Here is a 12,316-nt window from a genome sequence, read left to right on the forward strand (position 1 = left end):
ATGATCACCAGCTTCGGTACCGCCATCGCCGTCACCCGCGCCGGCATGGCAGGCCTGCGAGCCAAGGCCCCCGGCGGCCCGGAGCGCTGGCAGCGCACGAACTACGCCGGGCGCACCGTGGAGTTGTACGCCGGCCCCGCCACCGCCCTCGGAGCGGCGCTCGCGGCCGCGCGCGTCCACCGCGGCGCCGGAGCCGCGGTCCTGGCCGCCGGGGTGTGCGGCGCGTACGACGACGTGGTCGGGGCGGGTGACCCGCGCCGTGGGTTCAGGGCGCATCTGGGGGCGCTCAGGGACGGCGAGGTGACCAGCGGGGCGGTCAAGCTGTTCGGGATCTCGGCCGCGGGGCTGGTGGCGGGGGCGCTGCTCAAGGAGCGGCCCCTGGACAAGCTGCTCGCGGGGGTCGTGATCGCCGGGAGCGCGCACTTCGTCAACCTCGTGGACGTCCGGCCGGGCAGGGCCGCCGGTGCGGTGCTCGTGCTGGGGGCGCCCGGGGTGCTGCGGGGCGGGCCCGCCGGGCGGCTGTCGGCCGCGGCGGCGGGTGCGGCGGCGGCCGTGTTCCCCGACGACCTCGGCGAGCGCGCGATGATCGGAGACACCGGGGCCCACGCGCTCGGCGCCGCGCTGGGCAGCGCGATCGTCGCGGGCAACGGACGAGCCGGACTGCTCGCCCACGCCGCGGCGCTGGTGGCCGCGACGGTGTACGGGGACAAGGTCAGCGAGGCGGCGGCGCGACCGCTGGGGTGAGGGGCGGGGGACCGGTCGCGAAGACACGCGACTTCTCACTCTTGTGGGTGACAGGTGTCGTCGAGTTGGGCGGTGCGCCGCGAAGCTTGCTCCGATGGCGGTCCCGGAACACCCGTACGGCCTGGCATCCTTGGCGTAGTACGCGGAGCACGACGTGCGGTACATCCCCCTCTGCCTTTCCCTCTGTACGTTCTCCGTGCCCGTCCGACGCCGAACCAGGAGCCCCGGCCACGTGAGCCACGTGAGCAGCCACCCACCGCACGGTCAGTCGCCGCTGCGCACCGTGCAGGTGCTCGGCGGCAAAAGCGCGGGCAGCAGCGCGCATGTGCGGTCCCTGGCCTCGGGTCTTGTCGCCCGGGGCGTGCGGGTCACCGTGTGCGCCCCCGCCGAGGCCGATGTCGCGTACGGGTTCAGTGGCGTGGGCGCTCAGCACGTTCCCGTGCCGCGCAGCAGCGATCCGGCCTCCGTGGCTGCGCTGCGGCTGGCCTGCGCGGACGCCGATCTCGTGCACGCGCACGGGTTGCACGCCGCGCTGCGGGCCGTGGTCGCGCTCAGCGGGCGGCACACCCCGCTCGTCGTCACCTGGCACACGCGTTCGCACGCGGAGGGGGCGCGGGCGCATCTGCTGCGGCTGCTGGAGCGGCGGGTCGCCCGGGCCGCGGCCGTGGTGCTGGGTTCCTCGTCCGACCTCGTGGACCGCGCCCGCAGGCGCGGGGCGCGGGACGCCCGGCTCGCGGCCGTCGCGTCCCCGGCGCCGCGCAAGGCCGTCGAGTACGGGGACCCCGACCGGCTCCGCCACAAGGCACGGGCCGAACTCGGCGCCACCGACCGCCCGTTGCTCATGGCCGTCGGCTCTCTGGAACGGCACCGCGGGTACGACACGCTGCTGGACGCCTCGCGCGCGTGGCGCTCGCTCGACCCCGTGCCGCTCCTGGTGATCGCCGGGGAGGGGCCGTTGCGGCCGGTCCTCCAGCGGCGGATCGAGGACGAGGAGCTGCCGGTGCGGCTCGTCGGGCGGCGCGACGACGTCTCCGAGCTGCTTCTGGCCTCCGATCTCGCGGTGCTGCCGAGTGGTTGGGAGTCCCGTTCCGTGCTCGCCCAGGAGGCCCTGCACGCGCGTGTGCCGCTCGTCGCGACCGCTGTCGGCGGCATCCCCGAACTGGTCGGCGACGCGGCCGAACTCGTCCCGTGCTCGGACGCCGACGCGCTCGCCGGGGCCGTCGTACGGCTGCTCGGGGACGACGAGCGCCGGGAGTTGCTCAAGGAGCGCGGGGTACGGCAGGCCACGACCTGGCCGACCGAGGACGAGACCGTGGCCCAAGTGCTCAGCGTCTACGACGAGTTGACGCAGACCAGGCCCTTCGCTTAGGGAGGCCCGCCTGGTGGCTCAGGGAACGTGACGTCGTGCTCGCAGTGCCAGGCTCAACGCCAGTACCGTCTGCGGCTCGTCGAGGTCCGTGCCCAGCAACTCCCCGATCCGGGCGAGGCGGTTGTAGAGGGTCTGCCGGTTGAGGTGCAGCTCTCGAGCCGTCTCCGCCTTGCGGCCCGCGTGCGCCAAGTACGTCTCCAGGGTGGGCAGCAGCGGTGGCTTGGAGCGGAGGTCGTGGTCGCGGAGGGGGCCGATGGCACGGTCCACGAAGGCCGCCAGGTCCGGATGGTCGCGCAGACGCCACAGGAGCAGGTCGGTGTCGAGGCGGCGGGCGTCGTACCAGGGGCGGTCCGTCAGGCCCTGCGCGGCCGTCGCCGTCTCCGCCGCGTGCCGCAGCCCAGCCGAGGCCGCCGCCCAGCCGCCCGCGACCCCGACCACCACCACGGGCGGCTGCGCCCCGGGCCGCTGCATGCCCGCGCGTTCCACACCCGCTCTGAGGGCCGCCGCGACCCGGTCCGCGACCGCCGCGCGCTCGGACTCCGAACGCAGGCCCAGCAACAGGGGGACGCGGCCCTCGACCGGGCGTACGCCCAGGAGGACCGGTACTCCCACCGAGGCCAGCTCCTCCGCGACCGCGCGCGCCAGGACGGCCCAGCCGCCGCCGGGGGAGGGGCCGTCGGCGAGCCGCATCACGACCGGCAGGAGTGGGCTGTTGCCGGGCTTGAAGCCGAGCACGCGGGCCTGCGCCGGGGCGTCCTCGGCGGCGATACGGCCCTCCGCGAGGTCGGTCAGGAAGTCGCCGCGTCCGCGCGCGGCCAGCTCCTCCTCCTGGCGGGCCTGCATGAGGACGACGGCAAGGATGCCCGCGGCCCGTTCCGCCGCGATCCGGTGCACGGGGGCGACCGGGGCGCTGACGGGGAGCAGGACCAGCCGGGCGCGTACCGAACCGGTGCCGGGGCCGCCGCCCGGCACGTCCACGAGGGTCGTCCCTGCGGGCGGTTCCTCCTTGTGCTGGCCGCGCATCCCCTCCCACACCTGGAGCGGATCGGCGCCCGAGGAGCCGGCGCCCGCGGCGTACAGGAGCTGGCCGTCCGCGGTCTCCAGGAAGACGGGGTTGCCGCTGAAGTCCGCGAGGATGCCGAGGACCTGGGGTATGCCCCCGCCGCCGAGGAGGGCCTCGGTACAGCGCCGGTGTACTTCCTCGGCCTGCTGCAGCAGCGCGTAGTGGCCGTTGACGATCTCGGTGTGGATCTCCTCCGTGACCGCCACGAAGGGCACCTCGCGGTGCAGCTGGACCAGCGGGAGACCGGCGGAGCGGGCCGTCTCCACGAGGGCCGAGGGCAGCCGGGTGAAGCGCGGGCCGAGCTCCACGACGAGCGCCGCGATACCGCGCTCCGCGAGGGTGCGGACGAACGCGCGCTGGTCGGCGGGGCGGGTGCCGAGGCCGTAGCCCGTGGTCAGGAGCAGTTCGCCGCCCTTGAGGAGCGAGGCGATGTTCGGGACCTCGCCCGCGTGCACCCAGCGCACGGTGCGGCCCAGCCGGTCGGCGCCCGCGAGGATCTCCGGCAGCCCGCCGCGCAGCCCGGGCAGCTCCAGCGCCCGCTGCACGGTGATTCCGGCGCCCTGGGTGTCGTATCGGCTGTCCAAACGGCTGTCCATGCAGCGGACGCTACCCGGGGAGGCCTCCCGGAGGCATGTCCGAAGCCTGGGCCGGTTCCCTACAGGGGCGGGATGTTGTGGTTGAAGCGGAAGACGTTGTCCGGGTCGTGGACGGCCTTCACCGCGGCCAGCCGTCGGATGTTCGCGGCGCCGAGGCCGGCCACCACGCGGTCCACGCCCTCGTCGCCGATGAGGTTGAGGCAGACCGCGCCGCTGCTCCACGGCCGGAATGCGGCGCGCACGTCCTCGACCCACTGGACGCAGCGCTCGTCGTCGGCCGGGTCCTCCCACATCCCGAAGGGGTGCACGGTCCACCGGGCGTCCCGGAACGGCACGGGGTACCGGTCCGGGCCGGAGTCGATCGCGCCGCCCTGCGGGAACAGCAGGTGGCGGGTGGCCGTGGGGACGGGCATGGCGTTCCCCAGCTCGCAGAAGACGTCCACGGCCTCGTCGGGCAGGCCGGTCAGGGACTCGGCGGACCAGTGGTTCCTCAGGCCCGGCGGGCTGTCCAGCACGCGCTGGAGTTCGGGGTGCGGGAGAGCGGTGAGGATCTCGGCCACGTGGGGCAGCGCCCGCAGCGGCTGGGCGAGCTCGCGGAGGTCCCGCTCGGGGCCCGTGTACGTCAGGAGCGCGTCGACCAGCTGTTCGCGGATGATGCCGCCGCCGGCCTCGGGAGGGGCGGCCTCCATGATCTCGCGGTACGTGCGTACTACGTCCGGGCCGGCCTCCGGGCGGTACGTCAGCAGGGCGATCGAGAACTCCGGCAGCGGGTGCAGTCTCAGGGTCAGTGCGGTGGCGACGCCGAAGTTCCCGCCGCCGCCGTGCAGGGCCCAGAAGAGCTCCGTGTTCTCGTGGTCGGTGGCCCGGACCCGCGAGCCGTCGGACGTGACCAGCTCGACGCCGAGCAGGTTGTCGACGGCGAGACCGAAGGCGCGGTCGAGCCAGCCGGTACCGCCGCCGAGGACGAAGCCGGCGACGCCGGTGGTCGGGTCCCGGGCGCCGGTGGTGGCCAGGCCGTGGGGCCGGGTGGCGTGATCGAGGTGGCTCATGAGGGCGCCGCCCTCGACCCGTACCGTCCGGGAGCCGGGGTGGACGGTCACCGTGTGCATCCGGCGCAGGTCGATGACCAGGCCGTTGTCGTTGAGCGACATTCCGGCCACGCTGTGGCCGCCGGCTCGGACCGCGATGTGGAGGTCCAGGTCCCGGGCGAAGCGGACGCAATGGACCACGTCCGCCTTGGTCTCGCACTGGGCGATCACCGCGGGGTGGCGGTCGACCAGGCTGTTGAAGACCTTGCGGGCGCTGTCGTAGCCGGGGTCTTCCGGCCTGAAAGCGTCGCCGGTCAGGTCCGCGCGGAGGGCGGCCAGGCGGGTGTGGGCCTTTGAGAAGGGGGACATCGCAGTTGCCCCCTTTTTTCAGGAGGGGACGGGACTGCTTTCAGCCTAGAGGGCTCGTTGTGAGGCTGCCCCGCCCCCGAAAGGGGACAAAAGCAGCGGCCCCGCCCTCGAAAAGAGAGCGCGGGCCGCCGTCCCGCTCGTGTCAGCCGCCGTACGCGCCGCTCGCCGTCAGCCTCAGGGCCGTGTCGATCAGGGGCACGTGGCTGAAGGCCTGGGGGAAGTTGCCCACCTGGCGCTGGAGGCGGGGGTCCCATTCCTCGGCCAGGAGACCCAGGTCGTTGCGGAGGGCCAGGAGCCTTTCGAAGAGCTTGCGGGCCTCGTCGACGCGGCCGATCATCGCCAGGTCGTCCGCCATCCAGAAGGAGCAGGCCAGGAAGGCCCCCTCGTCGCCCTCGAGACCGTCCACGCCCGCGTCCTCGCCGGTGGTCGGGTAGCGCAGGATGAAGCCGTCCGGGGTGGACAGCTCGCGCTGGATCGCCTCGATGGTGCCGATCACGCGCTTGTCGTCCGGGGGGAGGAAGCCCATCTGCGGGATGAGGAGCAGCGAGGCGTCCAGTTCCTTGGAGCCGTACGACTGCGTGAAGGTGTTGCGCTCCTTGTCGTAGCCCTTCTCGCAGACGTCCCGGTGGATGTCGTCGCGCAGTTCGCGCCACTTCTCCAGCGGGCCGTCCGCGTCACCGGACTCGATGAGCTTGATCGTGCGGTCGACGGCGACCCAGGCCATCACCTTGGAGTGCACGAAGTGGCGGCGCGGGCCGCGGACCTCCCAGATGCCCTCGTCCGGCTGGTCCCAGTGGTCCTCCAGGTAGCGGATCAGCTTCAGCTGGAGGAGCGAGGCGTAGTCGTTGCGTGACAGACCGGTCATGTGGGCCAGGTGCAGAGCCTCGGTGACCTCGCCGTACACGTCCAGCTGGAGCTGGTGCGCGGCGCCGTTGCCGACCCGTACGGGGCCCGAATTCTCGTATCCGGGCAGCCAGTCGAGCTCCGCCTCGCCCAACTCGCGCTCGCCCGCGATGCCGTACATGATCTGCAGGTTCTCCGGGTCGCCGGCCACCGCGCGCAGCAGCCATTCGCGCCAGGCGCGGGCCTCCTCGCGGTAGCCGGTGCGCAGGAGGGAGGAGAGGGTGATCGCCGCGTCGCGCAGCCAGGTGTAGCGGTAGTCCCAGTTGCGTACGCCGCCGATCTCCTCCGGGAGGGAGGTGGTGGGCGCGGCGACGATGCCGCCCGTGGGGGCGTACGTCAGGGCCTTGAGGGTGATCAGGGAGCGGACGACGGCCTCGCGGTAGGGCCCGTGGTACGTGCACTGCTCGACCCAGTCGTGCCAGAACTCCTCGGTGGCCTCCAGGGCCTGCTCCGGCTCGGGCAGCGCGGGGGGCTGCTTGTGTGAGGGTTCCCACGAGATGGTGAACGCGATCCGGTCACCGGGTGCCACCGTGAAGTCCGCGTACGTGGTCAGCGCCTTGCCGTAGGTCTCACAGGCGGTGTCGAACCACACCGAGTCGGGCCCGGCGACGGCGACCGTGCGTCCCTCGTGCTTGTGCACCCAGGGCACCACGCGGCCGTACGAGAAACGCATCCGCAACGCGGAGCGCATCGGGACCCGGCCCGTGACGCCCTCCACGATCCGGATCAGCTGGGGCGCGCCGTCACGCGGCGGCATGAAATCGGTCACCCTGACCGTGCCGCGCGGGGTGTCCCACTCGGATTCGAGGATGAGCGAGTCGCCGCGGTACGACCGGCGTGCCGCCGTCGGTGGTTCGGCGTCGGCCGCGTGGGCGGGCCCGAGCCGCCAGAATCCGTGTTCCTCCGTGCCGAGCAGTCCCGCGAAGATGGCATGGGAGTCGAAGCGGGGCAGGCACAGCCAGTCGACTGTGCCGTCCCGGCAGACCAGTGCTGCGGTCTGCATGTCTCCGATGAGTGCGTAGTCCTCGATGCGCCCGGCCACGTGCATCTCCAGTCGAACGGCCACGTCGCCCCCCGAGGGGCGGTCGCTCTGCGGTCAGGGAACAGGAACGTTAAAACGTTAGAAGATTGAACGTTAGAACGTTGGTAAAGCGTCGCTGCGGAACGTCAATTATCGGTGCGATTGTCGTTGCGAAACGAACTGACGAGCTCGCATGGTTCCGGGATACGGGCGGGGATGGTGCCGTGTGCCGGCCGGGCTCGGCAGCGAGTGTCCGAGCAGGATACGACGCACGTGGGTGATCCGCGTGCCGCTCCAGGCAACCCGGCTGGTCCGAACGAGTGAGTCCTGTGTGGTCTGTGCCCATGTGTGTGTGGTCTGTGCCCATGTGCGTGCGGAGCGTGGCCGGAAGCAGCCTCCCCGGGTCGCTGATACCCTGGTAGCCCGTGGACCGGTGGGCAAGAAACCCCCGAACCGCAGCGACGGCACCTCCGGAAATCTTCGGACACCACGCCGGTACGCACACCAGACCGCGACCACGGGAGCCCCCTCTTGGCCATGCCGCCCAAATCCACGACGACCAAGCACATCTTCGTCACCGGGGGTGTCGCCTCCTCCCTCGGCAAGGGTCTGACCGCCTCCAGCCTGGGTGCGCTGCTCAAGGCGCGGGGCCTGCGGGTCACCATGCAGAAGCTCGACCCGTACCTGAACGTCGACCCGGGCACCATGAACCCGTTCCAGCACGGTGAGGTGTTCGTCACCAACGACGGCGCCGAGACCGACCTGGACATCGGCCACTACGAGCGCTTCCTCGACGTCGACCTGGACGGCTCCGCCAACGTCACCACCGGGCAGGTGTACTCGACGGTCATCGCCAAGGAGCGGCGCGGCGAGTACCTGGGCGACACCGTGCAGGTCATCCCGCACATCACCAACGAGATCAAGCACCGCATCCGGCGGATGGCGACCGACGACGTCGACGTCGTCATCACCGAGGTCGGCGGCACGGTCGGCGACATCGAGTCGCTGCCCTTCCTGGAGACCGTCCGCCAGGTCCGGCACGAGGTCGGCCGGGACAACGTCTTCGTGGTGCACATCTCCCTGCTGCCCTACATCGGCCCCTCCGGTGAGCTGAAGACCAAGCCGACCCAGCACTCGGTCGCGGCCCTCAGGAACATCGGTATCCAGCCGGACGCGATCGTGCTGCGCGCCGACCGCGAGGTGCCCACCGCCATCAAGCGCAAGATTTCGCTGATGTGTGACGTCGACGAGGCGGCCGTGGTCGCGGCCATCGACGCCAAGTCGATCTACGACATCCCGAAGGTCCTGCACACCGAGGGCCTGGACGCCTACGTCGTCCGCAAGCTGGACCTGCCCTTCCGCGATGTGGACTGGACGACCTGGGACGACCTGCTCGACCGCGTCCACAACCCGCTCCACGAGATCAACCTCGCGCTCGTCGGCAAGTACATCGACCTGCCCGACGCCTACCTCTCGGTCATCGAGGCGCTGCGCGCCGGCGGCTTCGCCAACAAGGCCCGGGTGAAGATCAAGTGGGTCACCTCGGACGACTGCAAGACCCCGGCGGGCGCCGCCAAGCAGCTCGGTGACGTCGACGCGATCTGCATCCCCGGCGGCTTCGGCGACCGAGGAGTGTCGGGCAAGGTCGGCGCGATCCAGTACGCCCGCGAGAACAAGATCCCGCTGCTCGGCCTCTGTCTCGGCCTGCAGTGCATCGTGATCGAGGCCGCGCGCAACCTGGCCGGCATCCCGGACGCCAACTCCACCGAGTTCGACTCCGCCACCGCCCACCCGGTCATCTCCACCATGGCCGAGCAGCTCGACATCGTGGCGGGCGAGGGTGACATGGGCGGAACGATGCGCCTGGGCATGTACCCGGCCAAGCTCGCCGAGGGCTCCATCGCGCGCGAGGTGTACGACGGCAAGGAGTACGTCGAGGAGCGCCACCGCCACCGCTACGAGGTGAACAACGCCTACCGCGGCGAGCTGGAGAAGAAGGCCGGTCTGCAGTTCTCCGGCACCTCCCCGGACGGCAAGCTCGTGGAGTACGTCGAGTACCCGCGCGAGGTGCACCCCTACCTGGTCGCGACCCAGGCGCACCCCGAGCTGCGCTCCCGCCCGACCCGCCCGCACCCGCTCTTCGCGGGCCTGGTCAAGGCCGCCGTCGAGCGCAAGACGGGCAAGTAGCCAAGGGCTGTACGGTGGCCGGGGTACGCGTCTTTCGGGACGTGTGCCCCGGTTTTCGTTCGGTGCGTAGGAGGAGCAGCGCGACATGACGATCAAGGACACCCCCGAGGAGTGGGAAGTCAGGGCGACCGCGACTCCCTTCGTCGGCAACAAGACGTCCGTCCGCACCGACGACGTGGTCATGCCGGACGGGTCGGTCGCCCGCCGTGACTACCAGGTCCACCCCGGCTCCGTGGCCGTTCTCGCCCTCGACGACCAGGACCGCGCGGTGGTGCTGCGCCAGTACCGGCACCCCGTGCGCCACAAGCTGTGGGAGATCCCGGCCGGACTCCTCGACGTCCCCGGTGAGAACCCGCTGCACGCGGCCCAGCGCGAGCTGTACGAGGAGGCGCACGTCAAGGCCGAGAGCTGGCGTGTGCTGACCGACGTCTACACCACCCCGGGCGGCTGCTCCGAGGCCGTACGGATCTTCCTCGCGCGCGATCTCTCCGAGGCCGAGGGGGAGCGCTTCGAGGTCGAGGACGAAGAGGCCGACATGGAGCTGGCGCGGGTCCCGGTCGACGAACTCGTGCGCGGGGTGCTCGCGGGAGAACTCCACAACAACTGTCTCGTCGTGGGTGTCCTTTCGCTGATCGCCGCCCGCGACGGTGACGGACTCGACGCGCTGCGCCCGGCGGAGGCGCCCTGGCCGGCCCGCCCCTTCGAGTCCTGACGCGCCCCGGAGGTCCTCTCCCACCTTCCGACACCATCAGTCCTACGATCGGCTGATCCGATCGGGGGACGTCTCCGCCGTGCTCCGCCGGGATCGTCGCAGAGCGTGAACTAGGCTCTGGAAACGCCCGAACCGGAGTCCCGGCGGGCTTGCGCGCGCAGTGGGACGGGAGCGTGGCCCGTGGCGGATCAGGCGGTGGACACAGACGGCACGAAGGTGTCGTCGGCAGGGCGGCACCCGGCTGCCGGGTCCGCTCCTACGGAGGGTCAGTTCCTCGGCCGTACACGGGAGTTGAAGGAACTCAGGGTCGACATCGAGCGCGCCGGCCTGGACACCCTGGCGGGCCGCAAGGCACCCCGCGCGCGCGTGCTCCTCATCGCCGGCAGGCCCGGTTCGGGCCGCACCGCGCTCGCCGAGGAGCTCGTACGGCAGGTTGCGGGGAGTTACCCGGACGGGGTGCTGCGCGCCCGGCTCACCGAAGCCGACGGCACCCCCGTGCCCACCGAGCACACCGCGCGGGAGCTGTTGGCGGCCCTGGAGCTGCCCGCGCCGGCCGGGGCCGCCGCCGACGACCTGAGCGAGGCGGTGCGCGAGGCCCTCGCCACCCGCCGCACCCTGCTGCTGCTCGACGACGCGGCCGACGCCGAGCAGGTCGACGCCCTGCTCCCGGACACCCCCGAGTGCCTGGTCGTCGCGGTCTCCGGGGGACCGCTGACCGGTATCGCGGACGTCCGCCCCTGCACCCTGGGCGGCCTGGACACCAAGTCGGCGCTCGAACTGCTGGACCGTTTCACAGGCTCGGTACGCATCACCGTCGACCCGCTCGCCGCCGAGGGGCTGGTCGAGGAGTGCGCCGGCCAGCCCGCCGCCCTGCGCCTCGCGGGAGGCTGGCTCGCCGCCCGCCCCACCTCGGCCGTCGCCGACCTCGCCAAGCAGCTGCGCACCGAGGGTGACGACAGCGGCCCGCTCGCCCGGGTCTTCCGCCTCGTGTACACCGCGCTGCCCGCCACCGCCGCGCGGATACTGCGCCTGCTCTCGCTCGCCCCGGCCGGACTCATCGACCCGCACACCGCGTCCGCGCTGGCCGGCTGCTCGGTGGACACCGCCCGGGACGCCCTGGACGACTTCGTCGGCTTCGGCCTCCTACGGCCCGTCGAGTCGCGGCTGCCGCAGTACGAGGTGCCCGGCTGCCTGCTGCCGCTGCTGCGCTCCCTCGCCGAGAGCCAGGACCGCCCCGCCGAGCTGCAGCTGGCCCGCGCCCGGATGCTGGAGCGGACCGTACGGCTGCTGGTGTCCTGCCGCACCATCACGGAGACCGACAACGCGCCCGCCCGCGAGAAGCTCGCCGCGCTGCCCCGCGAGCTGCGCTTCCCGACCCCCAGGGCGGCCGAGGACTGGCTGCGCATCCGACAGCCCGCGCTGCTGGCCGCGGCCCGGCTCGCGGTCGCGGACGGCGAGCTGGACACCCTGGCCAGGCGGCTGATGGCCGCGCTGGTGCGGGCGATGGTCGCCCACTTCGGCACCCGGGCCGCGGCGCCCGAGCTGTACGGCATCCACCGCCTCGTCCTCGACGTCGCGGAGCGCCGGGGCCTGCCCCGCGAGAAGGCCGCGGCCCTGCTCAACCTCGCCGACCTGGACGCGCAGACCGGCCGTACGGCCGACGCCCTGGCCCGCTACCGGGCCGCCCTGGACGCCGGACGCGAGGCGAACGACCCCTACGCGACCGGCCGCGCGATGGAATCCGTAGGCGGCTCCCACCAGGAGCTCGGGGACTACGACCGGGCCGCCGACTGGTACGGCAGGGCACTCGTCCAACGCCTGGCCCGCGACGAGCGGGTGGACGCCGCCCGGCTGTACGGCCGTATCGCCACCGTGCACACCTACGCGGGCCGCTACGGCGAGGCGCTGCGCAACTGGCGTGCCGCCGTCACCGGGCACCGCAGGAACGGCGATGTGCCCGCTCAGGCAAGGGCGTTGAGCGAGTTGGCGCGCGTGCAGGAGTACGCGGGGCGGCCCGAGGAGTCGCTGCGCACCTGCCACGAGGCGGTCGAGTGGGCGCGCCGCGCCGAGGACCACCGGCTGCAGGCCGCGCTGCAGCTCCGGCTGGCCGACACCCTGGACCGGCTGGGTGACCCCGCCGCGGCGCGACTGCACCGCAAGGCGGCCGAGCGCATGCTGGGTGATGAGCTCCCGGAGAGCGCGACGGCCAAGGAAGACACAGAAGGCACGGGACAAGGCGCCAACGCCTACGAAATCCGCAGTGCATCCGTCGAAGATTGATGCATTGAAAGGCTAGACAGAGAGAACCCCTTCATTAGACTGGC

General features: G+C 72.3%; 8 protein-coding genes. 5 read left to right on the top strand and 3 right to left on the bottom strand.

The features are described from left to right. Entirely contained in the window at positions 1-744 is a 744-nt protein-coding gene (locus OG568_RS37870) for a hypothetical protein (protein ID WP_329534799.1), read from the top strand. A 232-nt stretch (positions 745-976) separates the two neighbouring features. Further along, the gene (locus OG568_RS37875) at positions 977-2,113 is read left to right on the top strand and encodes a glycosyltransferase family 4 protein (RefSeq protein ID WP_329534800.1); all 1,137 of its coding nucleotides are present in this window, start codon (positions 977-979) and stop codon (positions 2,111-2,113) included. An 18-nt stretch (positions 2,114-2,131) separates the two neighbouring features. Here OG568_RS37875 and OG568_RS37880 read toward each other — a convergent pair whose 3' ends face one another. The 3 genes from OG568_RS37880 to OG568_RS37890 form a co-directional block, all read right to left on the bottom strand. Continuing rightward, positions 2,132-3,772 (bottom strand): PucR family transcriptional regulator, encoded by a 1,641-nt coding sequence (locus OG568_RS37880; RefSeq protein ID WP_266581558.1) that lies wholly within the window; start codon positions 3,770-3,772, stop codon positions 2,132-2,134. Positions 3,773-3,831: 59 nt separating this feature from the next. After that, positions 3,832-5,169: an FAD-binding oxidoreductase gene (locus OG568_RS37885; RefSeq protein WP_329534801.1), complete on the bottom strand. Its 1,338-nt coding sequence runs from the start codon at positions 5,167-5,169 to the stop codon at positions 3,832-3,834. Between the two features lie 142 nt (positions 5,170-5,311). Then, on the bottom strand, positions 5,312-7,120 hold the full coding sequence (locus OG568_RS37890) for a glycoside hydrolase family 15 protein (RefSeq protein ID WP_266591010.1): 1,809 nt from the start codon (positions 7,118-7,120) through the stop codon (positions 5,312-5,314). A 510-nt stretch (positions 7,121-7,630) separates the two neighbouring features. Between OG568_RS37890 and OG568_RS37895 the strand changes: the two genes are divergently transcribed. From OG568_RS37895 to OG568_RS37905, 3 genes are all read left to right on the top strand, one after another. Further along, positions 7,631-9,280, top strand: a complete 1,650-nt coding sequence (locus OG568_RS37895; protein ID WP_329534802.1) for a CTP synthase — start codon at positions 7,631-7,633, stop codon at positions 9,278-9,280. A gap of 85 nt (positions 9,281-9,365) precedes the next feature. Beyond that, positions 9,366-9,992 (top strand): NUDIX domain-containing protein, encoded by a 627-nt coding sequence (locus OG568_RS37900; protein ID WP_266581552.1) that lies wholly within the window; start codon positions 9,366-9,368, stop codon positions 9,990-9,992. Between the two features lie 180 nt (positions 9,993-10,172). Continuing rightward, a complete protein-coding gene (locus tag OG568_RS37905; RefSeq protein ID WP_266581550.1) occupies positions 10,173-12,272 on the top strand; it encodes a tetratricopeptide repeat protein in 2,100 nt (699 codons plus the stop codon). The last annotated feature ends 44 nt before the right edge of the window (positions 12,273-12,316 follow it).

This window comes from Streptomyces sp. NBC_01450 (genome assembly GCF_036227505.1).
Taxonomy (GTDB): Bacteria; Actinomycetota; Actinomycetes; order Streptomycetales; family Streptomycetaceae; genus Streptomyces.

Coding starts and splice junctions, on each gene's coding strand:
- OG568_RS37900 (WP_266581552.1), top strand. CDS start 9,366: ATGACGATCAAGGACACCCCCGAGGAGTGGGAAGTCAGGGCGACCGCG.
- OG568_RS37895 (WP_329534802.1), top strand. CDS start 7,631: ATGCCGCCCAAATCCACGACGACCAAGCACATCTTCGTCACCGGGGGT.
- OG568_RS37870 (WP_329534799.1), top strand. CDS start 1: ATGATCACCAGCTTCGGTACCGCCATCGCCGTCACCCGCGCCGGCATG.
- OG568_RS37885 (WP_329534801.1), bottom strand. CDS start 5,169: ATGTCCCCCTTCTCAAAGGCCCACACCCGCCTGGCCGCCCTCCGCGCG.
- OG568_RS37890 (WP_266591010.1), bottom strand. CDS start 7,120: ATGCACGTGGCCGGGCGCATCGAGGACTACGCACTCATCGGAGACATG.
- OG568_RS37880 (WP_266581558.1), bottom strand. CDS start 3,772: ATGGACAGCCGTTTGGACAGCCGATACGACACCCAGGGCGCCGGAATC.